This is a genomic window from Streptomyces huasconensis (assembly GCF_021028635.1).
Lineage (GTDB): Bacteria > Actinomycetota > Actinomycetes > Streptomycetales > Streptomycetaceae > Streptomyces > Streptomyces huasconensis.
In genome coordinates, this window is the sequence record NZ_CP086119.1 from 8,192,598 (window position 1) to 8,218,879 (window position 26,282).

General features: G+C 67.7%; 24 protein-coding genes and 1 pseudogene. 9 read left to right on the forward strand and 16 right to left on the reverse strand.

All coding sequences use genetic code 11. From position 1 onward, the window contains the following. Nucleotides 1-30 precede the first annotated feature (30 nt). The 9 genes and pseudogenes from J2N69_RS36200 to J2N69_RS36240 all read right to left on the reverse strand — a co-directional run bounded on the left by J2N69_RS36200 (nucleotide 31) and on the right by J2N69_RS36240 (nucleotide 10,757). Nucleotides 31-753 (reverse strand): hypothetical protein, encoded by a 723-nt coding sequence (locus J2N69_RS36200; RefSeq protein WP_230898835.1) that lies wholly within the window; start codon nucleotides 751-753, stop codon nucleotides 31-33. 181 nt (nucleotides 754-934) lie between these two features. Beyond that, nucleotides 935-2,233: a GNAT family N-acetyltransferase gene (locus J2N69_RS36205; protein ID WP_230898834.1), complete on the reverse strand. Its 1,299-nt coding sequence runs from the start codon at nucleotides 2,231-2,233 to the stop codon at nucleotides 935-937. Nucleotides 2,234-2,692: 459 nt separating this feature from the next. Further along, on the reverse strand, nucleotides 2,693-3,823 hold the full coding sequence (locus J2N69_RS36210) for an endonuclease domain-containing protein (protein WP_230898833.1): 1,131 nt from the start codon (nucleotides 3,821-3,823) through the stop codon (nucleotides 2,693-2,695). A gap of 86 nt (nucleotides 3,824-3,909) precedes the next feature. Then, nucleotides 3,910-4,347: a hypothetical protein gene (locus J2N69_RS36215; protein ID WP_230905021.1), complete on the reverse strand. Its 438-nt coding sequence runs from the start codon at nucleotides 4,345-4,347 to the stop codon at nucleotides 3,910-3,912. Nucleotides 4,348-4,617: 270 nt separating this feature from the next. Continuing rightward, nucleotides 4,618-5,181 (reverse strand): annotated as a pseudogene (locus tag J2N69_RS36220) (TniQ family protein); the annotation flags it as partial. After that, nucleotides 5,178-6,212: an ATP-binding protein gene (locus tag J2N69_RS36225; RefSeq protein ID WP_230898832.1), complete on the reverse strand. Its 1,035-nt coding sequence runs from the start codon at nucleotides 6,210-6,212 to the stop codon at nucleotides 5,178-5,180. The gene J2N69_RS36225 and the pseudogene J2N69_RS36220, both read right to left, overlap by 4 nt. Further along, nucleotides 6,200-8,359: a transposase gene (locus J2N69_RS36230; protein WP_230898831.1), complete on the reverse strand. Its 2,160-nt coding sequence runs from the start codon at nucleotides 8,357-8,359 to the stop codon at nucleotides 6,200-6,202. The genes J2N69_RS36225 and J2N69_RS36230 overlap by 13 nt, the downstream gene beginning before the upstream one ends. Further along, nucleotides 8,356-9,066, reverse strand: a complete 711-nt coding sequence (locus J2N69_RS36235; protein WP_230898830.1) for a TnsA-like heteromeric transposase endonuclease subunit — start codon at nucleotides 9,064-9,066, stop codon at nucleotides 8,356-8,358. Before J2N69_RS36235 ends, J2N69_RS36230 begins: the two co-directional genes overlap by 4 nt. Nucleotides 9,067-9,725: 659 nt before the next feature. Beyond that, nucleotides 9,726-10,757, reverse strand: a complete 1,032-nt coding sequence (locus J2N69_RS36240; protein ID WP_230898829.1) for a hypothetical protein — start codon at nucleotides 10,755-10,757, stop codon at nucleotides 9,726-9,728. Between the two features lie 851 nt (nucleotides 10,758-11,608). Here J2N69_RS36240 and J2N69_RS36245 point away from each other — a divergent pair. Then, a complete protein-coding gene (locus J2N69_RS36245) occupies nucleotides 11,609-13,225 on the forward strand; it encodes a helix-turn-helix domain-containing protein (protein WP_330166786.1) in 1,617 nt (538 codons plus the stop codon). A gap of 587 nt (nucleotides 13,226-13,812) precedes the next feature. Here J2N69_RS36245 and J2N69_RS36250 read toward each other — a convergent pair. Next, entirely contained in the window at nucleotides 13,813-14,367 is a 555-nt protein-coding gene (locus J2N69_RS36250) for an ATP-binding protein (protein ID WP_230898828.1), read from the reverse strand. Between the two features lie 204 nt (nucleotides 14,368-14,571). Here J2N69_RS36250 and J2N69_RS36255 point away from each other — a divergent pair, with 204 nt between their 5' ends. Both J2N69_RS36255 and J2N69_RS36260 read left to right on the forward strand, forming a co-directional pair. Next, nucleotides 14,572-14,808: a DUF397 domain-containing protein gene (locus J2N69_RS36255; protein ID WP_230898827.1), complete on the forward strand. Its 237-nt coding sequence runs from the start codon at nucleotides 14,572-14,574 to the stop codon at nucleotides 14,806-14,808. An 88-nt stretch (nucleotides 14,809-14,896) separates the two neighbouring features. Further along, on the forward strand, nucleotides 14,897-15,811 hold the full coding sequence (locus J2N69_RS36260) for a helix-turn-helix domain-containing protein (protein WP_230898826.1): 915 nt from the start codon (nucleotides 14,897-14,899) through the stop codon (nucleotides 15,809-15,811). Between the two features lie 39 nt (nucleotides 15,812-15,850). On the opposite strand, the gene J2N69_RS36265 is transcribed toward J2N69_RS36260, so the two are convergent. From J2N69_RS36265 to J2N69_RS36280, 4 genes are all read right to left on the reverse strand, one after another. Beyond that, nucleotides 15,851-16,660, reverse strand: a complete 810-nt coding sequence (locus J2N69_RS36265; protein WP_230904521.1) for an SAM-dependent methyltransferase — start codon at nucleotides 16,658-16,660, stop codon at nucleotides 15,851-15,853. Nucleotides 16,661-16,752: 92 nt separating this feature from the next. After that, on the reverse strand, nucleotides 16,753-17,232 hold the full coding sequence (locus J2N69_RS36270; protein WP_230898825.1) for a hypothetical protein: 480 nt from the start codon (nucleotides 17,230-17,232) through the stop codon (nucleotides 16,753-16,755). Further along, the gene (locus J2N69_RS36275; RefSeq protein WP_230898824.1) at nucleotides 17,229-18,266 is read right to left on the reverse strand and encodes a helix-turn-helix domain-containing protein; all 1,038 of its coding nucleotides are present in this window, start codon (nucleotides 18,264-18,266) and stop codon (nucleotides 17,229-17,231) included. The genes J2N69_RS36270 and J2N69_RS36275 overlap by 4 nt, the downstream gene beginning before the upstream one ends. 166 nt (nucleotides 18,267-18,432) lie before the next feature. Beyond that, a complete protein-coding gene (locus J2N69_RS36280; RefSeq protein WP_230898823.1) occupies nucleotides 18,433-18,690 on the reverse strand; it encodes a hypothetical protein in 258 nt (85 codons plus the stop codon). A gap of 738 nt (nucleotides 18,691-19,428) precedes the next feature. On the opposite strand from J2N69_RS36280, the gene J2N69_RS36285 reads away from it, so the two are divergent. Genes J2N69_RS36285 through J2N69_RS36295 form a run of 3 tightly spaced genes read left to right on the forward strand, consistent with a single transcriptional unit; the run spans nucleotide 19,429 to nucleotide 22,916 of the window. Then, on the forward strand, nucleotides 19,429-20,067 hold the full coding sequence (locus tag J2N69_RS36285) for a helix-turn-helix domain-containing protein (protein WP_230898822.1): 639 nt from the start codon (nucleotides 19,429-19,431) through the stop codon (nucleotides 20,065-20,067). Between the two features lie 24 nt (nucleotides 20,068-20,091). Beyond that, complete coding sequence (locus J2N69_RS36290) at nucleotides 20,092-22,200, forward strand: coiled-coil domain-containing protein (RefSeq protein ID WP_230898821.1); 2,109 nt, start codon at nucleotides 20,092-20,094, stop codon at nucleotides 22,198-22,200. Next, nucleotides 22,200-22,916, forward strand: coding sequence for a helix-turn-helix domain containing protein (locus J2N69_RS36295; protein ID WP_230898820.1), 717 nt, complete (start codon nucleotides 22,200-22,202; stop codon nucleotides 22,914-22,916). The genes J2N69_RS36290 and J2N69_RS36295 overlap by 1 nt, the downstream gene beginning before the upstream one ends. Nucleotides 22,917-23,059: 143 nt before the next feature. Here the strand turns inward: J2N69_RS36295 and J2N69_RS36300 are convergent, their stop codons facing one another. Together J2N69_RS36300 and J2N69_RS36305 are read right to left on the reverse strand one after the other, a co-directional pair. Then, nucleotides 23,060-23,482 (reverse strand): hypothetical protein, encoded by a 423-nt coding sequence (locus J2N69_RS36300; protein WP_230898819.1) that lies wholly within the window; start codon nucleotides 23,480-23,482, stop codon nucleotides 23,060-23,062. Further along, on the reverse strand, nucleotides 23,482-23,679 hold the full coding sequence (locus J2N69_RS36305; protein ID WP_230898818.1) for a hypothetical protein: 198 nt from the start codon (nucleotides 23,677-23,679) through the stop codon (nucleotides 23,482-23,484). The genes J2N69_RS36300 and J2N69_RS36305 overlap by 1 nt, the downstream gene beginning before the upstream one ends. Nucleotides 23,680-24,146: 467 nt before the next feature. Between J2N69_RS36305 and J2N69_RS36310 the strand changes: the two genes are divergently transcribed. From J2N69_RS36310 to J2N69_RS36320, 3 genes are all read left to right on the forward strand, one after another. Continuing rightward, complete coding sequence (locus J2N69_RS36310; RefSeq protein WP_230898817.1) at nucleotides 24,147-24,323, forward strand: hypothetical protein; 177 nt, start codon at nucleotides 24,147-24,149, stop codon at nucleotides 24,321-24,323. 185 nt (nucleotides 24,324-24,508) lie between these two features. Then, complete coding sequence (locus J2N69_RS36315) at nucleotides 24,509-25,153, forward strand: hypothetical protein (protein WP_230898816.1); 645 nt, start codon at nucleotides 24,509-24,511, stop codon at nucleotides 25,151-25,153. Nucleotides 25,154-25,173: 20 nt separating this feature from the next. Next, nucleotides 25,174-26,226, forward strand: a complete 1,053-nt coding sequence (locus J2N69_RS36320; protein ID WP_230898815.1) for a hypothetical protein — start codon at nucleotides 25,174-25,176, stop codon at nucleotides 26,224-26,226. The last annotated feature ends 56 nt before the right edge of the window (nucleotides 26,227-26,282 follow it).

Below are 26,282 nucleotides of genomic sequence, written 5' to 3' on the forward strand. Positions count from 1 at the left end.
CGTCAGAATCCGGGCTGGTTGCGGAGATGGCTAGGCTGTCGTGTCCGGCTTGCTCAGGATGGGGTTCCAGGCGAACCAGCCCAGAACCTCGGAACCGAGCTCCCAGGGAGATTCCAGCATGAGTTTGCCTGCCGTTTCGAGATCTGCGGTGATGCTGTCCGGGGCCGGTCCGACACGTTCCATCAGCTCACCCCACTCACGCCAGAACTCCGCGTCCCCGCCCCGCAACCGGTGCAGGGCCGCTTCCACGCATGCTGGCCACAGCGGCATCCCGTAGTGATCGGTATGCGTGCCGATCTGGGGAGCGCCGGCGAAGACCAGGAAGTCTTCCGGCCCCGCTTCCTTTTCGACGTAGGCGAGTTGGTCGATTCGTTTCTTCACATGCTTCTGGATCTCCCCGAGGAACCCCCACCCGAAGTCCGTGAGCGTTCCGCCACACCCCGGCCAGACAGTTTCACGGTCCAGAATCAGATCCTCCAGCTTGTACAGCCGGTACCGGTCGTCCGATCCCAGGACATCGAACGCCTGCCGCGTGAGCCATGTGTTCCGGGCGAACATCGCCCCGTCCGAGAGGCCTTTGCGGCGGCTGGTGGGCCGTGCGGCGTGCGCGTCCTCGATCGGCCCGTTCCGCCACACCGACAGAACCAGCCCATGAGCAGCAGCCCATCGCAGACCGTCTTCGGCTGCGAAGACCTCCATCTCCTCCAGCCTCTGCCGCCCCCAGGCCACCGACTCCCGCAGCCTCTCCTCCACCGACTGCGCCTCCCCGTGTTCCCCGGACAACCGATCCGCCCCCTTGTCTGTGATGCACCAGCCCCGTGGAGCCCCACGAGAAACAGCAGAGCCTACGTTCCCCCACCGACACCATGACCAGCAGCAGAACTAACAAGTAGGCGCCTCCTGGGTTTCGCCGTCACGCGCTCGCCAGCGCGGTTCAGCCCACCCAGATGCCGTCGGGCGAGAGGCGGCGCGCGAGCTGCAGCCCTGACCGGCTGATCGGCGTAGACCAGGACACCTCAGCGACGGGGGAGCCGAAGTCGTCGGCGAGCGCCTGGACGAGCATGGCACCCACCCCTTGGCGCCGATAGTTGGCCGCCACCCAGATCAGGTCGATCCGCGGCCGCAGGGTGTCGTCTGCGTCGCCGAGCGGGGATTCGTCGACGAGGTCCCAGGGCCGATGGTGACCGGTGTCATGGGCTGCTAAGTAGCCGACAACGTGCCCGTTCGATTTCAGCAAGTACGCCCGAACGTTGTCTTCTGTTTCTTCGGGCTCGCCGAGGTGAGACCAGGAGCGGAAGTCGTAGTGATTCTCCCTCTGCGGCATCCCCGCCACCTTGTAGGCGAGCCTGCGCCACGCGATGGGGGACTGAGCCGTCACCACGGCCAGGTCACCCGGCCAGGAGAGGTTCTTGGGAACCCGCACACCAAGCGCCCATGTCGCGTGGTGGCCGGCGTGCTCACGGCCGTCATTGCCGCTCTGCCCCCGGTACCCGCACCGGCACTCATGATCGAGTGAAAGCTGCAGCAGGCGGAACTGGACGGGGGCGGCATGCTGACTGAGGTCCTGGTCGCGGCCTCCCACCCAGGGCCGGTGCAGCGTGTCGCCCGAGTCGACATGACCGCTCCACCGGTCCACCCAACCCGGATACTGCTCAGGGAACATCTCCCGCAGCTGCTTCTCGGCCGTCGGCAGTGTGGGGCGCACCCACACACTCCCAGCCGTAGCCCGGCCATTGAGACGCAGCCCGCTGCTCCTGGCCTTGCCCCGCAGGAACCGCAGAAACACGGCAGGCGGCGAATGGAAGTCCACTCCACGCAGCAACTCCCGCTCGCCCGGAGCCAGCCAGTCCTCTATAGGCAGCGTCAGCCGACCGGCCAGTGCCGCAAGCCCGCTGTAGTCGTTTTGGAGTTCCGCCTCACGCAGCGCTCCGACCGCAGCCTCAACCTCCGTGAACGGAACGGGTAAAGTGACCCAGCGACTCCCGTTGCTCCAGGTGAAGCTGCCCGGGTAGCCGTCGTACCAGAGGCGGTCGACGGCCGCGTCCTGAACCTTCTCGACAACATCGGTGTACGCAGTGGGCAACTCTGCGGTGTCGCCTCGTGAGGACACGGCGTCCACGTACCCGTCACGCTCGAGTTCGACCCGGGCGTACCAGCGATGTGCCCGGATACGGATCTTGCGGCAGCGCCAGTCACGCTGGTCGGCATCGAGGTGGATGGTCCGCTCGCTCATCATTGCTCCTTGTCCTGCTGGCTCCACGCACCCTCGGCAGTATCGCCTGCGGTGTACAGGCTGCGAGACAGAGTTACGCGGGATTGTCCGGCTTGCTCAGGATGGGGTTCCGGCGAACCATCCCAGGACCTCGGATCCAGCCCCGAGACCGTGTGACCGCCCATGGGTGTACTCGTTGAGCTGGGCCAAGTAGAGACGATCTTGACGCAAGTGAGACTGAATATGGCTTGTGACGATCCAGGGATCGAGAAGTGACGCTACGAGTACGACGGCGGTCGATACGTCGGCTGCAGAAACAGGAGTGGAGACCTGTGCACCGACTGCGGGGCCAATCACCTGAGGGGTGGGCGATGGAGGAGGCGCACGTAGGGCACAGGGCGGTGTAGCCGCTGTTGCTGGACGTGCGCCACTTCCAGACGCCTCCGGTGGCGGCCGCGAACAACATGCCCGACGTCCCTGCTACAGGCCGGGGCCGATGACTTCGTCGATGAATTGGCGTACGAGAAGCTTCACTTCGTCCGATGGGACGGTGACGGACCATACAAGCTCTGGCTGATGCTGATAGCACTGGAACCGGGCCAAAACCGATCCGTCGTCCTCGACGTAGAACCACCTCCAGGACAGCTCGTGCGTGCATGCCGCGTGTGGTTCGAATACGGCAAGGCAGCGGACGATGTCGGCGTGGTGCTGAAGGGGGAGGGTCCGCTGAGCGCGGCAGTCCGTGCACTGCAGAAGGTGATCGACCGCTCCAGGACGGTCGATGAACCCACGAGTGCCCTCGGAGTTGTTGCACTTCACGCACAACGGCCCGCGGAACAGACCGTGGGAATGGCAATGGTCCCAGTACAGGGCTCGCCGAGGCTCAGGACACATCCGGCACAGGAAAGCCTCGGCGGGAGAGCGTTTGGCGAACGCCTTCGTGTACTGGCGGCCTCGCAGATGGCCGGTGTAGGGCCTGGCGGCCTGGGCAGCACACGACGGGCACAGGACGACGAATCCTGAGGCGCTGGAGGAACGCCACTGCTTGCTGCCGGCCGGCGTTCCGCAGCCGCTGCACACGTCGTCCTGCGCTGCGAGGCCGGCTTCGACCTCCTCGGCCCGGTCCAGCACAGCAGCATAGGCGCGAGGAACCAGCCACTCCTTCCCCGACCAGACCATCAGCGGCAACGGCCGGGTGCTCGCGATGGTCCGCTGAGTGAAAGCTTCGGGCAGCTGCTGCCCGGTGAAATTCTTGGATAGGACACCAGGGCCCTGCATCCGAGGAAGCTCGGACTCATAGGTGGCCTGAGAGATCCACTGCCAGACGCGAGAGCGCCAGGTGTGCGGCTCGCTGGCCTCCAGACCGGCGTCGACCAGGTCGCCGGGGTCGATCTCGAGTCCGGCGAGCCGCTTGCCGGACTTCTGGATGTCCCGGTCAAGGAAGCGCCATTGCTGCCGGTACTTGTAGCCGGGCACGGCCATATCACCGATGAGCACGTGGCTGGTAGCGGAGAACGTGTAGCGGTTCACATGATCCAGATAGGCGGGGACTGCCGTGTGGTGGGTGAGGTCGGCAAGCCTTTGGTGTGCTGCCTGGAGTGAAAGCCACATGAGGCACAGCTCCTTGAAATCGCTGATAGAGACAATGGACGAGTCACCGAGCAGGCCGACGGGGCGACCGCTCCGCTGAGGAGATGTCACGGGCAGGGCGCCGGCTCGGGCCGTGGCAAGGGCACCGGTTCCCAGCCACCGGTGAGGAAGGCCGCCCCGGCCTCTTCGCAGAGGCTGCGGGGGCGGCGGTCGGTGAGGAAGCCGACGCGGTGGCTGTATTCGCTGGGCCGTACAGCTGTCCCGTGCACCGCCCACAAGCCGTTGCTTTCGGGGCTGTCCGCAGCGGTGAGCCTGCGCAGCCACTGTTCGAGGGGATCGGTTTGTGCGGCTGTCCTGGGCCTGGTGCGGGTGTAGGCGATCAGCCAGTCCGCGAGCCATGGCCTGTCGGCCCGGCGGCTGATTTCCTGGAGCAGCAATTCTCTTGCGGCGCCTACCCCTTTGGCTGCGGCGGTTTGGCGCAACTGCTGCTGCCAGTGCCGAGCGCCGAGCAGCCGGGCCACGGCGATCGTCTCGGGGTAGGACACCAGCGCGTGTGGTACCACCGCCGTCGGTATGGATCCCGTGGCTGCGGCCAGCCGGTGTACACGGTCTTGCCAGACCGTCTCGGATCTCCACCCTTGTACTTGCCACGACCACACCACCGCCGCGGCGAGGGCAACCACGTCCGCCGCGTGCGGATGGGCCCGTGCGAGCGCGGAGTGGTGTCGGTGAGCGGTGAGGACCTCGGGCAGAGTCTCCAGCGGAATGCTCGCCGGCCTCCCGGGATGTGCGAGGAGCCAGCGCCGGTGACGTCGGCAGACGTGCCCGGCCGTTCCCGGGTACACCAGCACCGGTCGTCCGGGCCGCCAGGCCCGCCCGGTACACGCAGGACAGGTCCCCACCCATGCCTCGCCTGGCATGTACCAGGCCGCCCGCAGGTTCTCGTCATCTGCGAGCCGTCCGTGTGGGGCGGCGAGAGAGGGCAGCAGGCGGGTGAGCCGGGTCAGGGGAAGACCGGTGGAGCGGGCCAGGGCTGTTCGCGCGGGTGTGTTGAGGAACAGTTCCAGTCCCTTGCCCGGGGTGCCCCTCACCTGCACCCGGTGCGCGCCGCTCAGGATGCCCCGCAGCAAGTCCTGCGCGGGCAGACCGTAAGGGGCGGCCATCCTCCGGAACCAGGAGCCGGTCAGTTCCCTCGCCACGGGAGGGATACGAACAAGCGTGGAGGCGGAGGGTTGCACCGGCATCGTCCTTTGGTGTGTGTGGGGGGTGAAGGCGGGGCATGGAGCACGGTCATGGAGCAGCGCCCGTCGGCACGGGCAGGGGGCTGGGCTGGCCCGTGGCGGGGAGGCATGGGCGGGGCCTTCCGCCACGCCGGTCATCTGCCGGGGCGTTGCCGCAGGGCGGCGCGCGCCGCGTTCGTGGCCTGGACGTCGAGGAGTACCTGCGACAGTTGTTTCTTCGTGATCGCGAGGTTTCCGTCCAGGATGGAACGGATCGCGGCCTCCCTGACGAGGAGGGAGAGACTGGCCATCACGCCGCCGGTGCGGAGATGGATGTAGGCGGCGTGGCGCACCAGGGTTCCGGGCCGGTGGCGGGCCAGCCGCAGCGCCCCCTCCATGTCGCCCAGGAGCGAGTGCCACATCTTCTTCTGCTCCGGGGTGCCGTTGAGCAGCGGGGGAGTGCGCAGGAGTTTGCAGCGGGCGGCGAGCTGGGCACCGCGGGGCCCTGTCAGCAGCGGTGAGTCCTCCACGTTGACACCGGCCAGCACGAACGTCGCGGGTACTCGTTCCATCAGGGTCTTGACCTGGTCGGAGGTGTCAGCGCCAGGCCGGGTACGGGTGTTGAGCAGGTGTACGTCATCGATGAACACCAGCCGGGTACCCCGCTCTAACATGACGTGGCACACGGCGTTGGTGATGGTGTGTTCGGTCATCCGGTCGTGGACGGGAATACCGGCGAACCGAGCGAGGACCTTGGCCAGGTTCCTGGGCGTGTAGGTGGGCGGGACGGAAGCGAACAGCACGGGCATGGAGCCCTCCAGTCCCGGCCGGCGGCGCCGTTCGCTCAGTTCGAAGGATCGGCCGAGTTCCATGAGCGTGGTCGACTTTCCCGCCCCCGGCGGGCCGGACACGATCAATCCGCGCCGGGCGGTGCCCGGCTGCTTGTTGTTCACCAGCAGCGTGACTCTCAGCTCCGCCATCGCCCGCTCCATGGAGGGCGTCTTGAGGGTGACGAACTCCGAGTGGTAATCCAGCAGCCTCGTACGGTTCCAGGACGGGTCTTCCACCGGCGCGGCGGTTACTCGCAGATGGCAGACGTACTCCTGCCACCGGACGCAGTCCGTGACCGCGCCGGGAGTGGCATCGCCGTCGGAGAAGTCGCCGCCTACGAGAGCAGTTACGGCAGCCACTGGTCCTCCTCAAGGTCCTGGTCGCTGAGGACGAGAGACCCTCCCGGGACATGGCCGGCCTCCAGCCCGTCCTCGTCCTCGTCCTCGTCCTCGTCCGGCAGGGTCTCGTCGTCGGGATCGGGCGCCGCGTACACGCCGGCCAGCCCGAACGACGGGGCGAGCACGTCCAGTACGTTGATCTCTCCCGCGGGCACCGGCACAGTGGTCTCAGAGGCGCGGGACTTCGCCATCACCCGCCGCTCCACGGTGGACAGTTCCTCTTTACCTGCGGCCCGCCGGAGGAAGGCGTCTAGGGCCAGGGCCAGTTCGGCCTCGTGTTCCTCACGTGAGCCGGTGCGCTCGACCACCTTGCAGATGTGTTCCCAGACGTGGTGTGTGAACGGGAGGGCGACCGAGGTGGTGTGGATCCACGCCACCTCACGGAAGCCCTCCGGCAGCCGGACCCAGATGCGGACCGGGTCGTAGGGGTTGTAATGCACCTCCCACAGGCCCTTTTGCGCCAGTACCTCGGAGTGCTGCCCGCGGTGTCCGTTGAGGCAGTTGCCGTCGTAGGTGCGGTAGTCGAACCGGATACCGGCATCGGTGATCGGCTGCCAGCGCACCGGCAGCAGCTCCACGAAGTCGTCCGACGACAAAGGCACCGGCACGTATCCGGCGACGGGCAGCAGCGCCGCCCACATCTGGTTCGGGGTGAGAACCTTCTTCGGCATCAGTGGATGCCGCAGTCCCGCGTGCGGGCGGTGGTGCCAGTGGACGAGGAACTCCTCCCACAGGGCCCGGAGTTCAGCCGCACTCCACAGCGGCTCCTGCTCGACCTTGGAACCGCGCTCGCTGACGTTCGAGCCGGTGTAACCGGGCAGCCACTGGCAGAACAGCGAATTGATCGAACCGAAGGGCCTCTCCACATGGCCCTTAGCCGGTCCGTTGGCCGGAGGCACCGGCTGCAGCGAGATCCCCAGGCTCTCGCACGCGGCCCGGGTAGCGGGGGAGACGAACACCTTGCCCTGGTCGACCACGACCGTCTCGGGCAGGATCACCGGACGGGCTGCCGCGTCCTTCACCCGCTCGTCGATGCCGGTCAGCCGCTCGTACGGCACGACCGAAGAGGCCATCGACAGCGCCGCGGACCAGCCGGGCCGCATCACCATCGGCGTCATCATCTGCGCCAGCAACACCGCTACGTCCGTCAGCTTGCTCCCTACCGGCCGCAGCACCCCCCACAGACCGCGCATGGCCACATCCACGGCGATGGTCAGCTCCAGCCGCCCCACCACCCCGTCGTCCAGGACCACCAACACGTCCAGCGGCGAACTGTCCAGCATCACGATCTCACCCGGACGCAGCGCCAGCGTCGGGGTGAACGGCGGGACCGGACGGGCGGCGCGGGCACGCCGCTGCGCCACCGTCCCCTGCAACCCGAGGGATGCCTCCACCGTGTCGAGGAGCCTGTTGAACGTGGACTGCGGCGGCACCTCGACCGTCCGCTGGCTGGGCTCACCGTGGCGCTCGTCCAGCCACCACTGCACCTCCCCCCGCATCCGCGTCTTCCACCCTCGCGACCGGGAGCGGGAAGCCTCCACAGACAGCAGGACGCGCAGCGCCTCGACCACCCGGGGATCGGCGCGGACCAGCCGCGCCGATCTGCGACGCTTCTTGACCAGCCCCCACACCCCGTCGGCGCGGTAACGCGCACGCCACCTGCGCACCGTCGCCCGGCTCACGTCCGTCCAGCCCTGCCCGACCAGTTCATCGGCCTTCGCCTGCTCACGCTGGGCCAGCGTGGTGGATGCGGGATCGTACTCAGGTCTCACCGACGCCGTCCCGTCCGGGGTGGGGCGCCCCGTCTCCACCTCACGGACGTGCCGCTCCAGTTCGAACGCACGCCGCTGCTCGCCCTCGGACACCGTCGACAGCAGGCCCATCTGCGGTACCCGCAGACGCGGCGGCCCTCCTACCAGCTCGAACGACGCATGGTCGAGCAGCTCCGCCAGCCCGAACACCGCCAGCGTGTCCTGCCCGTCTTTCTTCTCCGTCCCGGACAGCCAGATCCGCGCACCGGACACCGAGGTTCCCTCGATACCCGTGACGGTCCATTCCCGGCCCCCGAAGCGCACGCCGGTGCCGGGCCTGAGCAGGTGCTGGCTCACCGCCCGTCCTCCGCGCATGCCACCGCGACGGTCCGCTCGTGCAGCGGGCGTTCCAGCGGCACGCTCAGCACGCCCACCCACAGCGCGTGGAACACCGACGGCCACACCGCGATCGGATCACCCAGCAGCCGCACCCCCTCGGCCAGCGCCGTCGGCGTCCGGAAACACTCGGCCACGTCCGGCAACCGGTCCTGCGCGCACCGCGGATGCCGATAACCGGCAAGCCAGCGCACATTCGCCTCCACCACCGGCGGCGGCGGTCCGATCAGACGATAGGCCCAGCCTGCGGCGGCCGCAGCAACCTCCAGGTGGGCGGCCCGCCAAACCAGTCGCCGTCCCGCCCCGAACCGGCTCGCACAGTCCACCAGTAGTCCGCTGCCGTCCGCCAGACGCGCCATCAGGTGCGGCGCGTGCGACACGGCCCTGCCGCCCCGGCCGCGCCACGTCAGCTCCACCGGCCGGCAGGCCAGAGCCGTCACCACCGGATCGTGGTCTAGCATCATGAGCTGTGTGCGCATGGCCTTGAACCCGTGGTGCACCAGGCGCCTGTCGGTCGCGGACCAGTACCAACCCGGCGCCGAACGCCGTCCTTTGCAGACGGGGAACCGGCGTACCGGCAGGCACTCCTCCAGCCGTTGTTCTCCAGCTGTCTCCAGCCAGGGCAGTTCATACTCGGTGCCGTCGGGGCGGATGAACCGTGCGGTCATGTGCGCCGGATCAGCGAAGCGACGACCGATGCTCAGTGACGGTGGGGAATCAGCTTGCTGGTGTGCTTCGAAAGACAGAGGGATCACTAACAACTCTCATGTATGCAGGGGCGATCGGAACAAAGGGCACCGCTTGGAAGGCGGGACAGGCGTGTGAACACACTCAGTGGAGACGTCAGTCGGACCCGCGACGGCGAGCCGTGGCTCGCATGCCACGCTCACACCAACAAGGCGCGCGGCTACACGAAGGCGGAAGCAGAGCGGCACCAGCGCCATCACCGATGGGAGCGCTGTCGCCGCCCGGATCACCGGGCAGGATTTCCGTCTGATCGGCTGCAGGTTGCGCCCAATCGCCTTTGCCGCAGTGGTGCCTTCCTTCAGCCGCATACCGGCCGCGGCCTTTGGAGCAGGATCAGACATGATGAGTTCTGAGCACGGCATAACACCGTTCGTGACGGACCTTGCGCGTCACTCGATGGGGCATGCCCGCCAAGGCATTCGCTCTCGTGAGTTCCTCGTCCTGGACCGGGCGCCCAGCAGCTCCTGTCGTGCAACGGCCGTCGGCTTGAGCGTTCACGGGAGGCAGGCAAGGGCCATTCCACTCGCTGCCATTCATGCTGGTCAGCTGCCGTAGGGTCAGCTGGAGTACCCGCAGTGGATCAGGCCAGGTCGCCAAAGAGGGTGTCTTGGACTGGCGGTGCAGTGCGCGAGCGGGGGAGCGGTCGACGCTGGTCCTCCGGCGGTGGGGGTGTGCCGGCCGCGCCGTCAGTGAGCGCGTACCGGCAAGCAGCGCGCAGATTGGGCAGCTCGAGCTGTGCGCCCATGAAGCCAAGGAAGTCCGCGACGTTCCAGTCGATGAGGGCGCCCTGGCGGGACAAATACAGCCCCACGGATTCGATGGAGTAGCTGTCGCTGTAGTCCAACAAAAGGTAGCCAGCAAGCTGGTAGAGCTCAGCGCGGCCCATCCGCTCGGGGCGGATAGTGGCCTTACAGTCGATCAACTGGCCGCGGAGGATGAAGTCGGCATCGGCTCCTCCCACATGGGGGCTGCCGTCGAAGACGGGCCCGCAGACGCGCTGCGCGGCGGGCAGCTGCCGTAGGCCGTCGAAGGGCCCGGGATGCGCCGCCAACGCCTTCTGCTGGCCAATGTCGTCGGTGACGTAGGGCGGCACGGCATCGACGATTTCGTCCAGCGTCGCTCCGGGCCGACTGGAGCCCAGGCTGTTGCCCCGAACCCATCCCACGTGGCGGAAGATCGCCTCAAAGCTCGAGGCGACGTGACACAGCCGTACCAGACGCTCCTCCCTCTCGGAGTCGAGCGCCAACGGCAGACCGTCGCTGCTTTCGTACTGTTCCAGTTCTTTCAGCAGTACCGCCCCTGCTGCCTGCACCGTGTCGATGACATCGGGGTCCGGCCAGCCGCCGTCGTCGATGACCGCCCGCACGAGGCCTTCTTTGATCGGCTGGCCGGTGGGTGCTCCGAGGCTGATCCGCAGCCGGTGGTCGATCGTGTGGCCCAGCATGCGGTACTCCGGCTGCTGCCCCGCCCTGGTAGGAGGGTGCACCGGTGCCGGATAGCGGGCCAGGCGCTTGCGGTAGTCGGACAACAGACCATCGACGTCCGGCAGATGCTCGGTGAGGAACCGCGACATCGGCGACATCGGGTCCTTGAGGCACGAGGTGAGACTCATGAACGCATCCTGGCTCACCTGCCGGGCAGTGCATGCGGCGTCCAGTCTGGTACCGAGCGGTAGCCGAAACTTCACGCCATCTCGCCGCACCAGCCGCGCGCGGCCGCATTGTCAGACCCTGCCCCTACAGTGCCCCGGCCCCTCCGCGAAGACGCGGGCCTGAGCTCGCAGCCTGCCCGGCAAAAGAGTGCTGCAACCTGCATCGATGGTGCTGCAAGCAACGCGACGAGGCGAACATCCCGCCGGTGGCCAACGGCGAGACGGACATCCGACAAGGGCCCGGCAACCGGAAGACAGACGGCGGATGACGTCGTGCTACACGCGTTGAGTCCCGGCAATTCCATGCGGGCAAATGACCGAAAGGATCACGGTGCACTGCGAGCCGCCTTAAATTCGAGACGTGTTCGACACGTCACCCGTGCCAGGGCACGTCGGATCCGTACGTGCGTTGACACGTCCGCCCGATGGGCACCAAGGCCGCTACCGCGGCCCTGGCCCTCATCTTTGGCCTACACGCCGGCTCACTACCCCGTGACAGATTCGCCCCTGGCAGCGCTGTACGCGACGGCAACAATGCGAGGAAGTCGATAGAAGCCAGCGAGGCGGGCTACCCCGGCCATAGACCATCTACTCCCTGGTTGCCGCGCCCGTTTACCTCACCTCGTCCGAGTCCTCGGCGAGCACCTCCCGCCCCGGACACCGACCCGCCCTGGTGGACCAGCACCACCGACGAGTCCTGGTGAGCGGCGCCGACAAGAGATTCCGGGTGATGACCTGAGACAGGGGCGGCACCGCCCACGCCACCAACACTCCTTGCAACCCGGCCGCCCCGCTGTATCGAGAAAGACCAGATGATGAGCGGATACCCCGCGATCGACGACCTCCTCGCCACGCGCCGTCCTCTGCCCGCGCCAGCTGAACGCAGGCGTCTGCGCACCAGCCTCGACCTCATTGCTGATGCAGTAGCCCACGCGCTCGGTGTCAGCCCCGCCACGCTCCATGCGTGGGAAGAGGGACACGCCGAACCGCAGGGAGCTGCCCACGACGCCTACGCCTACTTCCTCTCTCGCGCCTGCACCTGCGCCGCCGCCGAGCCGCACCCCACCAACCAACCGGCAGCCGACACCTCCACCGAAATCTCGCCACCGCAAGCTTCTTGCGTGCTGTGCGGAAGCCCGGCCACCCAACAAGTGGACGGCTATCCGCAACACCTCACCGCTGCCGAGTGCGCCGAGGCAGCCACCACCGCGCCGGCCCACAGTCCTCCCCGGTCCGACGCGACACCCGAGCGCCTTATCGCGTACTCAAGCTCAGGCGCCTCGCAACACTCCAGCACCCGCCAGGACCCGATCGGGGAGACGGTCGCCGCGGCTCTGACTGTCCACGACGGAGATCAGCGCCGAGCCATCGCAGCACTTACCGCACGCGCAATTCCCGACGCGCTGCGTCTGCTCGAGGCGTGCCGAGTCGGTGCCCGGTACGACATTGTCCGCCACCCTGCACTACCCGAGATACTCCGCAAGCTGTCCCCGCAAGCACCTGACCGCATTTGGGAGGCGCGCCCCGAGTGGCAGCGCCCGCAGGCGCCAGAACAGAAGGACCCGGTGGCAGCACTCGACGTCAGCGGTGCCTACTTGGCCGCCTTCAAGACTCATCTTCCGCTCGGCCAGCTCCAACCCGCTGACCCTTGCCGTCACGACCGGCGTCGTGCCGGTCTCCACCTCATCACCCCGCCAGCTTGGGAACACGGCACCTACTTGCCAAACCCCCTCGGCCCGCGCCTTGAGCCCGGACCTGTCTGGATCACTGAACCCACCCTGCGTCTCCTGCTGCGCCTATCGAGTTCCCGGCACGCGCTGTGCGACCCGCCGGTTATCCACGAGTCCTACACGTCCGGATCCACCGAGAACCTGCTTGACAAGTTCCGCACCACCTTGCGCGATGCCCGGGCCCGCGCCCTCGGCGACGGTGACACCGTCACACTGGAGTATGTCAAGGCCCTGTACGTCAAGTTCGTCTCCGCCCTAGGTGATTCGGCCTTCAACAGGGGTCTGCGCCGCCCCGACTGGATGCACATCATCCGCTCACAAGCCTTCGCCAATCTGTGGTCCAAGGCCTACAACGCACACACCGAAGGTCTGACGCTCGTTCGGGTGTGCGGCACTGCCGAGCTGCACCTGCAAGGAGAGTGGCGACGTGCTTTCCGGGAAGGCCGAGACCTGGGCCAGGTCAAACTGAAGGACACCTACGAAGTAGCAGCGCTATACCCCGAGGCCGCCCCGGAACCTCAAGAGAGTTGCAACGACCCGTATATCGAGAAGCGGCGCTACGAGTACGCGGGCGGGCGCTACGTGGGCTGTCGCAGCTGCGGGGGAGACCTGTGCACCTCGTGCCGAACCACCCACCTTGCTCCGTCCGACATTCCATACGAGGACAACGACGACAACGTGTGCCCTGCATGCCGATAGGCGGCTCAACGGCAACAGCCATGGGGTCAACCTCCGAGGCCGCCACAGCAAGAGCTGGTGTAGGGCGGCCGTCTTTATAGGCAGGGACCAAGCTCAGGGGCCTCGCGTGCCTGCAACGGGCCGCTGCCGCCAGGCGGATAAGGTCCGGGAGCGATCATAGAGGCTGCCCTGCGTGGGTGGCTTCTCAAGAAAGTTCTAGCCCGGTTGCTGAGGCCCAGAGGATACGAAATCCTCACCGCACGGGACGATCGGGACAAGAAGCCCGGGGGCCGTCGAGGTCCGCAGCCCGTGGAAGGCACACACCGCCACCGCTCCGACGGCACCCGCCACCGGCTGATCACTGCGCGCAGGCCTGCACCGCCAGTTGGCCTTCCGCCGGGCTCGATCTGCACCTGATGGCGGGCCCGGGCGCTGACCCGACTGTCGGCCAGCGACATCAGCGCCTGGGCCAGTTGCTCCACCGGCCGCCCCGCTGCCTTCCGCCAGCGGTTGGCGCGCTACCGCTCCCAGACGTAACTCCTCGGCCCTGGGGCCTGACAACGTGACGGTCTTCGGTACCCCGATGTGCCGGGCTGACTCCCAGCCCGTTATGCCGCTGGCAGTGCCACGCGTGCCCAGACCGATTTTCCCTGGGCTTGGGGGGCTGTGGTCCAGCCCCAGGTGTGGCTGAGGGCGTTCACGATGGGCAGTCCGCGGTGGCGTTCGGCCAATGGCTGAGGAGAGGTGAGTCTGGGGCTGAGTTGGCTGGGATCGCGTACGACACACAGCAGGGTGCGCGGACGCAGAGTGAAAGCCAGCCATACCCCAGCTTGCTCACTGTCGGTTGTGGCCGTGTCTGGCCGGCCGTGGCGCACGGCGTTGGCGACGAGCTCGGAGGCGATCTGGACCGCGTCGTCGCAGATGCTGTGCAGGTTCCAGCGGCGCACGGTCTGCCGGGTGAACTGCCGCGCAATGTAGCAGCAGTGGTGGGAGGCGACGGGAATGCGGCGGGCGGCGAAGGGCGTGCTGCCCAGGCCCGAACGGACGGCGAGGTTGGGCGTGGGGGCCAGTGGTTCGCCGAGGAACAGCAGTTGCCGTCGTCGGCCCTCGTGCGCGGCAGGTGTGGACTGTGGCTGGAATGTGCCCTCGTGTGGTGGCGTCATCGTCCGTCCCCCGGAACTGGTGCCGTGCTTGATAGCACGACGTGCCGTCGTACCCGTCACTATTCCGGCCCGCTCCTCGTTCCTGCAAGCGCGGCTCTGCAATTGCAGAGCCCGGATATTCGTACAGACAGTCGGCCCGGCTGTCGACCGCGACGGACGAGTGCCTGTCGGCGTCGGGTATGGCTCGGAGGGGCACGGTGAAATATGCAACGGTTGGAAAACGGTGTCAGTGCAGGCGTGATCGAAGGGGCGCGCTGGTATAAGAGCCGTCGCAGCGGCGGAAACGGCAACTGCGTGGAAGTAGCCCGTCTTTCCGGCGGGCAGGTGGCGATGCGCAATTCCCGGTTCCCCGACGGTCCGGTCCTCGTCTATACCCGTGGGGAGATCGAGGCCTTCCTCGGTGGAGTCAAGGACGGCGAGTTCGACTTCACCCTTGCGTGACCGACAGTAGAGATATGGCCACTCGCTGACAGGGGTGAGTTCCGGCTGCCATACTCAAGGCTCTCAACAGTCCCATAGGAGTGCCCGTATGGCAGCCGACCGTCAGGCGCCGTCGATCCTCGGATTCCAGCACCGCCCGGAGTGGGGGCCTGCAGCACATCGCAAGGCGCTCGCCGGGCACCTGCGCCGCTGCCGAGACCACGCCGGGATCGCGCCCCGACAGGCCGCCCGGTGCATCCACACCTCTGAAGCGACGATCAGCCGCATGGAAACCGGCCGGATAGCCTTCAAGCAAGCAGAGGTCGAGCAGCTCCTCGACGCCTACCGCGTGAGCGATCCGCTCGAACGCGCCAGGATCGCCGACCTGGTCCAGGAAGCGGCCAAACCGGAGGTCTGGCAGCCCTACGCCAATGCAGCACCGCCGGCTCTGCGTCCGCTGCTGGCCATGGAACCGGCCGCCCGCCGCATCATCTCCTATGAACCTCAACTGGTGCCGGGCTGGCTGCAGACCGAGGAGTACGCCGAGATCGTGATCCGAGCCGCCCACCCGACGAAGCCGGCCAGGGACATCGCCGAACGGGTGGCCCTGCGGATGCAGCGTGTCGAGATGCTGCGCCGCGCCGAGACACCGCCGGTCCTGCTGGCCGTGATGGACTCCGAGGTTTTCCGCCGCCAGGTCGGCACGCCAGGGGTGATGTACCGGCAGATCAAGCATCTGCTCGCACTGCTGGAGGAGTTGCCCTATCAGCTTCATCTCCAGATCGCACCGCTGAGCGTGGGCGCCGCCGGGGCCATCGGGCACCCGGTCGTACACCTGCGGTTCTTCACCCCGGAATACCTGCCCGACCTGGTCTACCTCGAGCAGTACGAAGGAGCCGTCTACCGGGAGAAACCCTCGGAGTCCGAGCGCTACCAGGCCATCCTGAACAACCTGTGCGGCGTGGCCAACCCGGCCGAACAGACACCGGCGCTGCTGGAACAGGCACTGGCTTCCTGGCGCTGACACCCACGCGCGGCAGGCCAGCTTTGCGTTCGACCCGGCTCAGCGCCTGACGAAGCCCACTCCGCCGTACTCCTCCCATTCCCAGCTGAGCTGGGCGGGCACGTCGTCCGGGCGGGAGCGCCATGTGGAGACCTCCACCAGGCCCGGTTCGATCAACTCCAGAGGTGCGCAGAAGTCGGCCACGTCCTTCTTCTCCCGCACCCGGCCCCAGTGGCCCTGGGTCTGCTCGTCCATGAAACGGCTGACGAAGTCGCGGACCTGGGCGGAGTCGCTGACGAGCTGGCAGACCACCATCATGCTGCCGGGCGGCAGCCGGTTGGCGACCCGGGCGATGAGCTCCGCCGGCCGGTCGCGGTCCGGGATGCAGTGCAGCACTGACACGAACAGCGCCGCTACCGGCTGGGTGGGGTCAATGAGCCGGCACACCGGTTCGCTGGAGAAGATGGCGTCGGTATCCCGCATGTCCGCCTGGAGTACAGCGGTGTTCTCATTGCTCGCCAGCAGCACGCCGCCGATCGTGCGGACGATGGGGTCGCTGTCGATGTAGACCACCCGGCTGGCAGGGTCCACCCGCTGGGTGATCTCGTGGACGTTGTCCTGCGTAGGCAGTCCCGAGCCGTGGTCGATGAACTGCCGGATGCCGTATTCAGCTGCGAGCACCTGCACCACGCGGCGCAGGAACTCCCGGTTGTTCAAGGCCAGTTCCCGCATGCTGGGCACGTGTTGCAGCAGCTCTTCGCAGGCCGCGCGGTCCGCGGGGTAGTTGTCCTGCCCGCCCAGGAGGCTGTCGTACATGCGGGCCACACTCGGAATCGTCACGTCCACCCCGTACGGCAAGCTCACGCGCATTCCCTCCTGCCCCCACACGCCCTCAGGGCGTGCTCCCTTATCGACGGAGTGTAGGGACAGGCCGCGGAGGCACGCTGGGCAACGGCCGGAACTCACTCCTGCGGGGAGCGCGGCGGCAGAGTAGGAAGGTCGCCCGGGCGTACCCCGAGCACCTCGGCGATGCGCTCGGGGCTCAGCTGCATCTGCTCGTGCAGAAAGTGCGCATCGTGCTGCAGTGTCTGGACAAGCTGACTGGCCGGGACGGTGGCCGGGCCACGTCCCAGGGCGCGGTCGACGTGGTCGTGCAGAATGCGCCAGGCTGCGGCGGCGGGGCCGGTGCCGCCCAGGATCGCGGTCCAGGACACCGCCAGTTCGGTGAACGCCGCGAGGACGGCCGTTTCGGCCGCGGCGCTCCGGCCGATGCGCAGCGCCGCGTACTGCAGATACGGCTCGTAGTGGCGTTCACGGAAGGCTGTATAAGCCGTCAGCGCGGTGCGCTGGGTCCGGTCCTGTGACGGGCGAATACGGGTGTGCGGCCCTGCGCTGACCGCTGCCGCCTCCGGGCAGCGGTCGACAGGGCGGGGCCCGTTCACGGCTCCTCTTCCGGTACGACGATGTGCGCTCTGCCTTCCGGCAGGCGGGGGTCGTCGCACATCAGGAACGTGTAATGCACTGCCTCCCACAACGGCTTGAAATCGAGCGGACGGCCCCCGAGCACGCACACGAGGGAGGCCAGCACTTCCCATTCCGGCACGTCGATGCCCGCCAGGACGCGACGCGCCTGCAGCGCGCTCACCGTTTTCGCACTGAGGCGTTCGATCCGTTCCGCAGGGGGTGACTTGGCCGCCAGGTAGAGCCCGCGTACGGCAGCGTGCAACTGCGCGATGGCGGCAGCAACGGGCTGGCGCCCGTGCGCCGTCATGCCGTGGGCCGCTTCGAACAGCACGCGCAGTTCGGCCGGGTCAGCACCGAAGAGGATCGCCAGAGAGCATGTCAGGTCCCAGGTGGGCAGCCGGTCTCCTGACAGGACGCGGGAGATGAACGACGGCGAGAGCATCGTGGAGTCGGCCACTTCCCGGATTGTCAGGCCGCTGACCGTCTGCAGTTGCGTCAGGGCTGACGCCAGCTGGCTGGCGGGGGAGACCACTTCACCGCCAAGGTCGTCGGCCGTGTCCTCGGGTCCGTCGGCAGGCCGGGCAGTCTGCAAGCCACGCCACCGGGCGGGCGCGGCCCGTTTTTCGTTGGCGTGGAGATCCATCATCCGGGCCACCCGCTCGGGTCCCCACCGTGCCCGTGCTGTCTCCGGAGCTACGTGTGCGGCCTTAGCTACCGATTCCCATTTCTCACCCCGGTGGCGGGCGTCCTGCACCGCAGCCGCGGTATAGATATCCAGCTCCCGGCGGATTGCTTCGGCTCTCTCCAAAAGCGTGCCGAGCTCCTCCTGGCGCATCTCGCTGTCCAGCAACTGCTGGGCCAGCCTGCGGACCTCGGCCGCCACCGCGGTGCCGACAGGCCCCTGCACGGCGACGACCGGAGCCTTGCGTGCCTGCCGATTGCGCTGGGCCCGCCGACGACAGGCGGTGCTGCAATAGCGGCGGCGCCGCCCGGCCCCGGTGTTCTGCACCATCGGGCCCTCACAAACCGGACACCGCTCCGGCTGCGACAGATCAGTAGGCACCTTCGAAACCCCTCTCCTGTATCCCCCACGGGCGGACCGCACCGCCGACGCTTTTGAACACCGGGCTCCGGGTGGCCGACGGCGGCTTTCGCAGGCCGGCCACCCGGAATGGAGATCAGTCCCGTCGTGCCCAGAGGAATTCGACCCGCGAAGTGCGCGCTGCTCCCGCCGCGACCGCGGCGAACGCCACAGATGCGGCAGCGGTCCATTGGCCGGCGGATGGCAGGACAAAGGGCAGAGCCAGCACCACGACGGGGCCCAGGCCGACCGTGACAACCAGGGCACGCAAGCGTGCGTAATGCCGGTCGGCATTGCTACCGTCCAGACGCGTCCCGGACACCACGGTGCCCCGGGCGACATTGGGGTCAGTCATCGTTCTCCCTTTACAGAATTGACGGCTGGTCAAAATGCGAAGGGGTCCTGGTCTGCTGGTGCCATCCTTTGGTCCAGGGCCCCTATCTCGCCGTGACCCTAGCGTGCTCATGGATCGCGCGGCCAATAGAGTGAGGCCTTAACCGAAGATCCAGCCGTATCGATGTGCGAAATAACCCTGGAATGCAAGGATCTGCTCGAATAAGCCTGCCCAAAGCCGAAAGGCGGCCAGGCGTGATCGAAAATGATCGGTCCTGCCTGAAAGGTTTCTGATACACCGTCTGCTGCCGCGTGAAAAATCAGATAGGACGCACTGGCGCGGCTGCGGGCGCGCGCCCGGCCTGCTGCACCACCCGGCCGCCCCCTCGGAGGGGCGGGGAAGATCTGGCGAAGATCCGCTCGATGCGCTGTGCGGGCCGGCCACAGCGAGGTCAGCCCCACCGTTGGCCGCCGGCTCCTGCGGCCTCACGCCCTGACGGTTTCCCCGTCGCCGCAGTGGTGACCTTTGCCCCAGGGGTGGTGGACGCCGGCGGGCTGCTCTGGAGTGACGAGGTTCGCATCCTCGCATCAGGCAGGGGCGTCGCCACCGTCGTCGGTGCGGCCGCCGCGGTCGGCGGCCGCACCTGCGGGCCTTGACGAGCGCTAGCAGGCGGCCAGGCCGAACCGTCCGCCCGGTGCGTGTTCTGCGGCGGCGCTGCCGGTAGCGGTTTGACGCCCCCTCACCCACTGAGTAACCTGCATGCCAAATCAGATATCAGATGAGGGATGGAGGTTGAAGGGGTTGCTGCTGACGACCGGGCAGGCAGCCGAAGAACTCGGCTGTGCCATCACGACCTTCAGACGTCTTGTGCGGGCCGGACTGCTTCCCGGGCTGTCCCGCCGCGGAGTGCGAGTCATGATTCCCCTCAGTGCGGTCCAGGCCCTCAGCGCACGCCGCACTGCCCCGCTGCAGCAACTGGACACCAGGGAGATAGCCGTCCTGCGCGTGGACACCGCCCAGCCCTCCGAGGACCCCGACCGCGACTGGATCGGCTTCGCAGCCAGCCTCACCCCCGATGCCCTTATCAAGGCGCTGCGGGGCTGGTGGCGGTGCGACGCGGCGAGCGTCGCAGCCGGGGGAGTACTCCCGGTCACCTTGTCCGGCTATGTGGTAGCCGTGCTGACCGGGCTCGAGCGGTGGGAGAAGAACGCCGATGGCCGCCACGCTTTCCCCGATGCCCGCCTGGCCGGATACGTCACCGACCTCGCCGCCCCGCATACAGTGATCACCTCTGGCCAGGACGGCGACCGCCGGCTCGCCGGACTTCTCCTGGGCACCCGGCTCGCCTCTCAATCGGGCGGGGCCATCGCCTACGTCACCACGCACACCGCCGACTGAAACCGGCCGGACAAGGAAGCCCCGATGGACGCCCACAGCTACAGCGCCGCCCTCACCGAGCTGCGGACCGTGCGGGATGCGATCAAAAAGGCCCGGGCAGAACTGACGAGACTGGAGAGCGACCGGGACAAGCGAGTCGTCCAATTGGCCGCCTACGAGAAGGCGAAGGCGGAGCGGATCGCCCCGGCGTCCGGGCTGAGCGTGGCCGACGTCGTCACCCTTGCCCCGGCACTGGCCCCCGACCGCCTGGCAGCAGACAGCGAAACCGCGCCGCAGTCCCCGGCCCCCTCCGAGGCGATCACGACGGCCGCCGACGAGACCGGCCCCAAGCCAGCCCCGCAACCCGAAGCCGCAGCGCCCGCCAAGAGCACCGAACATCCCCGCCCTGCTTCACCAACCCCGGCCGAAGCCACAGCCCCGGCTCCGCCTGCAGAACCCCAGACGCCACGCAGCCTGCCCGCCATTGCCGAAGGCACCGCAGGCGATACCTGGTTCACCCACACGCCCGGCCTGGCATCCACCCGGCCGAACTTCACCCAGCAGGCCCGCTCCACCGTCTTCCTCGACACCAACACCGGCATCCTGGTCCACCGCAACGAGACCCACCACCTGGACCTCGGCGCCGCCTCCGCCGCGGACATCCTCACCGCCGTCTTCCACACCCTCCCCAAGGGCGTGGAACGGATCTACATCACCGCCGGCGACCCCTGGCACCGCGACACCGACCGCTACCCCTACCTGCGCGACGCGGTCGCCGCCTGGCTGAACGCGCCCACACCGGGCTGGCGCACCGACACCGGCCGCGGCCGCGACCGGATGGCTGGCCACTTCGTCCACGCCCGCAACCCCGTCGGCCGCTACCAGCGCGAGATCGGCGACAGCCACGTGGAGATCCGCTCGGTGGGGGAGTGGTTCGACATCGACGGAGACGACCCGCACACCGTCCGCGACGCATTCGTGCTGCTGTGGCAGGCCCTGCGCCGCCACTGGAGCGACGCCGTCCTCATGGGCTCCCCCTCGCAGACCGGCCGCGACCTGTGGACGCGCACCATCCCCACCCGCGGCCAGTGGTCCGACGGCTTCCCCGTGCTGTCGGAGGAACTGCGCGGCCTGCTGCACACCACCGCCGGACAGGGACGCAACGAACTGCTCACCCCGCCCCGCGTCCCTGAGCAACTGCCCCAACTCGTCGAGTACGACCGCACCTTCGCCTACGCCAAGCACACCTGGAAATCCCCCGTCGGCACCCCCCGCCGCATCACCGCCCCAACCTTCGCCGCCTGGAGCGAGAAGGAACAGATGCGCGCCCTGTACGGATGCGGCCACTGGCACGTCCGCGTCACCGTCCCCGACGGCTGGAACCACGTCGGCCTCCTCCCGGCGCCCGCCCCCGGCGACCGCGCATGGCACTACCCGGCCGCCCCCGGCACCACCTTCACCACCTGGGCCGGCGGCCCCGAAATCCACACCGCCCTCACCAACCCCCTCACCCCATGGAAGGTCGAAATCCTCGACGGCATCCTGTGGGACGACGGCAAACCCCTGGACGACTGGGCCAAGAAACTCAAAGACGCCTGGACCAACCTCGCCACCCAGGCCCACTTCCACACCGACCCCCAGCAATCCCGCGCCGCCCACCTCGCCTCCCGCGCCGTACGCGCCATCCTCCTGTACGGCATCGGCTCCTTCGCCCAACGCCCCCGCACGGTCACCGGCACCACTCCCCGCCACCTGGAGCGCGACGTCCCAGCAGACGCCGAAATCATCGGCTTCGACGACGACCTGATCACCTGGCAAAAGCCCACCGGGTTCTCCCGCGACCCCAACGCACACCCCGAATGGGCAGCTGCCATCTGGTCCGGCGCCCGCGCCGCCCTACTCACCCAACGCCACCGCGACGACAACACTCACGCCGGAGCCCTGCACGCCCCACCTGGCAGCGTCATCGCCTTCCGCACCGACGCCCTCTACCTCACCCAGCTCCAGAACTGGCCCTACCACCACCAGCCCGGCGACTACCTCCTCAAAGGCCACCTCACCGGCCCCCTGACCGCGCCCACCAGCGAAGAAGACCTCCTCGCGCTGCGTGACGCCGGACGCACCGCCCTCACCCACACCACCACGGGGGCCTGATGCCACCCAGCACCCGCCGCCCCAGCCCTCCGCGGCAACTCAACGAAGCCGCCCAACTAGCCGACCAGCTCCAAGCCGCCGGCTACACCAAACGCGACATCGCCCGCATCATCAACCGTGACCCCTCCCTGGTCTCCCAGTTCTACACAAAGAACAAAGGCGCCGCCTTCGTCCCCGCCCTCACCCACGTCCTGACCGCCGTACACACCGCTGGCATCACCGACACCAACGAACTCGCCGCCCTCGCCGCACCCCACATCACCCGCCGCACCACCACCTCCGGCAACCGCGCCCGCGTGCGCACCAAAGCCGTCCTCATCACCCCCACCGGCACCGGAACCGGCCGCGTCGGTGCCCAAGCCATCGCCTCCGGCTCCACCCGCCTGCGCCCCCTGATCGCCGAAGCAGCCCGCCAGAACCTCCGCCTGGCCTTCACCGTCCGCCTCGCCAAAACCGGCTACCTCCACGCCTCGGGCAGCCGCACCGACTCACCCGGCATCCGCCGCGACGTCATCCAGCGCGCCGACCACACCGAAGAACGCTCCTACGGCTCAGCCGCCACCGGCGGCTTCGACGCCACCGACTTCGCCCGGCGGGTGGACGCGGCAGGCGGCGACGTTACCGCTGCGGTCCACCAATGGCTCGCGGAGAGCGGCCGCATCAACCCAGACGCGCACATCAACCACCTCGAGGTACGCACCTGGCGCCCGCGCTGACTACATGCCAACAGCTCATTGGCCTGACTGCTGCCCTGGGAGCTTTCCTAAGAAGCGGGCGGTCTGACGTATGCCGGAAGACAACGGCCGCGGGCAGAAGTATCCCGCCCGCGGCCGTCAAACGGATGCCTACAGAGAGGCCTTCAGCCGTCCGGTTCGATCACTTCGAGCTCGACGCCGTACCGCTCCAGCACATCGTCCGCGAACTCCTGCTGTCCCCGTGCTGGGAGTGAGCGGAACCACCAGCGGCTCTCATTGGGCCGAACCGACGGGCCATCTTGCAAGAGTGCTCGAAACCCCTCGTCGATACGGGAGAGTTCGTTTGAGAACCACGAGTACTCAGGCAGCGACCGCACGACCGGGTCATCGATGACGTGCTGCAGCAGCTCGCGGATGGACAGGTCGTTGAGGTATTCGGATACGTCGAGGTCGTAGCCCTCCGTGCACAGCTTCACCACTTCGTCCCAGCTTCGCAGGGCAGCCCCGGGCAACGGGGGGTTGACCCGCCCCGCTGCCCGGGCCACGCGCTGGAACTGCGATACCAGATCGCCTTCGCGTGGTCTCACTAGAACTGCTCCCAGAAGTACTGCATGGGATCCGCTGCGGCGAAGGCGGCTCCGTCGGCGAGGACGCCGTGGACGGGACTCTTCCTGTCCAGGACGGTCAGGATGCCCGCACCGAGTCCGGCAAGGACACCGGGCAGCAGGATGATCGCGGCACGTGCGCCGAGCAGTGGCTGGTTCCGCTCCAGGGGATTCAACATCAACTCCGAGCGTGTATTGGGGTGTTGGTCAGCCTGGGAGGCTGCCTGCCGTGGTCGTTGATGCTGTAGCGGCTGACCCGCCGACTGCCCCCGCGTGATGTGAATCATGGAGAGTAGCGGCAAGACAGGCGCCTCCGAGGTGGGGGAGATCCATGGGGCGTGTCTAAGACCTCGTGCGTGAGGCAAGGGCGAGAGCCGCGGGACAGTGACCGACGCGAGGGAGCGAATGTGCCGGATAAGGCTAGGAGAGAAGCACCGCCGGAAGGTCGCCGGGCTAGGAACCGGAGTCGGCGGAGCTTGGGCCGGCCGGTCTGATGAGTCTTGAACAGGCCCTGGTGGGTACCACTTCTACCCGAGAACAGCCGTCGGCCCCGTGCCGCCCGTCTGGAGACCGACCGGCGGATCGAGGAGGCTCCGCGCCGTGACGGCTTCACCGGCCCCGCTACGAGAAGGCCGCCGAACGCTGGATGGACTACGGCTGGCGGACCACGGTGAAGTGGACCGGCACAGGAGAGATCTTCCGCCACTCCCGCCTGGCCGGACGGCCCGTCCCCGCCGAGGCGAGCACCACCGAGTGGGCGCAGGACGACCGCTACCAGATCGTCAGCCGGTCTCGCCCGGTTCTCACTGACACGGCCTGCTGAGTCGTTCGCTTCTGGAACGTTGTTGTCCCGTCCGAGTGGTGATGAGCGGGTTGTGCACTTGGGACGCGACGGTTCTCGGCCACTCTGCGACCCCGGCTTCGGGCGGGGGAAAACCCTCGTGAAACCATCTGCACCGCAGGTAGCGTCAGCTACCCACAAACCCCACACCTCCCAGGAGTTCAGACGTGACTCGCCGTTTCCTGTCCGTTGCGGTCGCCATCACCGCGAGTACCGCACTGCTGCTGACCGGCTGCAGCTCGGGCGACGGTGACGACGACGCACCCGACAAGATCAAGGGTGCCGGGGCAGACACGGACAGTTCGGCATCCGCCGGCCCGTCGGCGAAGCCGGGTGCAGCCAAGCGACCGGACATCACGCTGCCCAAGGCCTTCCAAGTCACCTTCGACGGCTGGACGAACAGCGATCCGAAACTCCAGGCCATCCTGAACGACGGCAAGGAACGACTCCGTGCCTCCTACGCCGCGATCAACAACAAGGACCCGCAGGACGACGCCTTCACCTTCTACAGCGAAAGCGACGCGCTGCGCACCGGCACCGAGTGGATCAAGGGGTTCACGGACAAGAACCTCGTCCTGATCGGCAAGGGCCGGGTCTTCCAGCCGCAGCCCCGCATCAGCCCGGACGGTTCCGGAACGCTCTTCTACTGCGTGGACGAGGGCAAGGGATCCACCAAGGACACCAAGACCGGCAAGGTCACCGCCACCCTCGCCGATGACGCCCTTGTGCTCTACCGCACCAAGTTGCGCAAGACCAAGGACGGCGTCTGGAAGACCACGATGGTTCAGACGGAGCGAGGAGCCTGCAAGTGAGGACGCCGCCCCCTCGCGCGGTGACGCTCACCGCAGCGTCCCTGGCGATCACGCTGCTTACACCATCGGCCGCCTTCGCCTGGGGAACGGACCCGGGAGAGGGCGCCAAACCGCCCGCCAAGGACAGTGCCAAGGGCACGGCCAGCGGAACGGAACTGGGGGCCGAGGTCACCCGCACCCGCATCGTCGTCACGCAGTCCGGCGGTGGCACGGTTAAGCCGTCCGCTGGCGGACTGACCGCTGTCGACCCTAACTGGAAGCCCCCGGCCTGCTGGTACGAACCGCTTGCCACCTCGCGACAGCTCAAGGACGCGACGGAGAAGATGAACAAAGGCGACCTGTTCTCCGTTAACTTCGGGCGCCGCTGGGGCAAGGACCTCCTCGTCGACGCGTTCGACAAAGGCGATGCCACCTTCACCGACACTCCGACCAAGAACTACAACGTCGGCAAGAAGGGCATGTTCTGGCGGGCAGTGGCCCGCGAGGACCGCGCGAACGACCCAGAAATCCTGGACTGTTCGAAGAACTTGTTCTGGCAGAAGGCCGGCACCGTCCCCGACGACCCGAACGCCCCCACCCCCGAAGTGCTCGCGGCCTACGCCTACGACAAGATCCGGGTCCCGGACACCGAAGTGGAGCTCAAGCCGCAGGGCAAGTCGACGGTGAACCTGCCCACTTGGGTGTGGCTGGACAAGGCCGTCTTCAAGGACGTCACAGTGCGCGCCTCCTTGCCCCACACCGACCTGTATGCGGTGACGACTGCCAAGCCGGTGACGCTGCATCTGGATCCGGGCACGAGTGACGCGAAGACCTTTCCTGCCTCCGGCGACTGTCCGGTCAACGAGGACGGCTCCGTCGGCGCCCCCTACACCAAGGGTGCATCTCAGCAGGAACCGCCGTGCGGTATCGCCTACCTCCGCGCCACTGGCGGTGAGCCCTACCAGCTGAAGGCCTCCGTCACCTGGGAAATTTCCTGGAGGGGAACCGGGGGAGCGAAGGGCGACCTGCCCAACGGCACTTTCGAGGCCACCCAGGACATCAACGTCCAGGAAATCCAGTCCATCAACCGCTGAACTGACATCACCACAGCAGGTGCCCTGATCGCAAAGGGCTGATACAACGGGGGATT

Coding starts and splice junctions, on each gene's coding strand:
- J2N69_RS36205 (WP_230898834.1), bottom strand. CDS start 2,233: ATGAGCGAGCGGACCATCCACCTCGATGCCGACCAGCGTGACTGGCGC.
- J2N69_RS36210 (WP_230898833.1), bottom strand. CDS start 3,823: ATGTGGCTTTCACTCCAGGCAGCACACCAAAGGCTTGCCGACCTCACC.
- J2N69_RS36235 (WP_230898830.1), bottom strand. CDS start 9,066: ATGACCGCACGGTTCATCCGCCCCGACGGCACCGAGTATGAACTGCCC.
- J2N69_RS36240 (WP_230898829.1), bottom strand. CDS start 10,757: ATGAGTCTCACCTCGTGCCTCAAGGACCCGATGTCGCCGATGTCGCGG.
- J2N69_RS36245 (WP_330166786.1), top strand. CDS start 11,609: ATGATGAGCGGATACCCCGCGATCGACGACCTCCTCGCCACGCGCCGT.
- J2N69_RS36250 (WP_230898828.1), bottom strand. CDS start 14,367: ATGACGCCACCACACGAGGGCACATTCCAGCCACAGTCCACACCTGCC.
- J2N69_RS36255 (WP_230898827.1), top strand. CDS start 14,572: ATGCAACGGTTGGAAAACGGTGTCAGTGCAGGCGTGATCGAAGGGGCG.
- J2N69_RS36260 (WP_230898826.1), top strand. CDS start 14,897: ATGGCAGCCGACCGTCAGGCGCCGTCGATCCTCGGATTCCAGCACCGC.
- J2N69_RS36265 (WP_230904521.1), bottom strand. CDS start 16,660: ATGCGCGTGAGCTTGCCGTACGGGGTGGACGTGACGATTCCGAGTGTG.
- J2N69_RS36275 (WP_230898824.1), bottom strand. CDS start 18,266: ATGGTGCAGAACACCGGGGCCGGGCGGCGCCGCCGCTATTGCAGCACC.
- J2N69_RS36280 (WP_230898823.1), bottom strand. CDS start 18,690: ATGACTGACCCCAATGTCGCCCGGGGCACCGTGGTGTCCGGGACGCGT.
- J2N69_RS36285 (WP_230898822.1), top strand. CDS start 19,429: ATGCCAAATCAGATATCAGATGAGGGATGGAGGTTGAAGGGGTTGCTG.
- J2N69_RS36290 (WP_230898821.1), top strand. CDS start 20,092: ATGGACGCCCACAGCTACAGCGCCGCCCTCACCGAGCTGCGGACCGTG.
- J2N69_RS36295 (WP_230898820.1), top strand. CDS start 22,200: ATGCCACCCAGCACCCGCCGCCCCAGCCCTCCGCGGCAACTCAACGAA.
- J2N69_RS36305 (WP_230898818.1), bottom strand. CDS start 23,679: ATGTTGAATCCCCTGGAGCGGAACCAGCCACTGCTCGGCGCACGTGCC.
- J2N69_RS36310 (WP_230898817.1), top strand. CDS start 24,147: ATGGACTACGGCTGGCGGACCACGGTGAAGTGGACCGGCACAGGAGAG.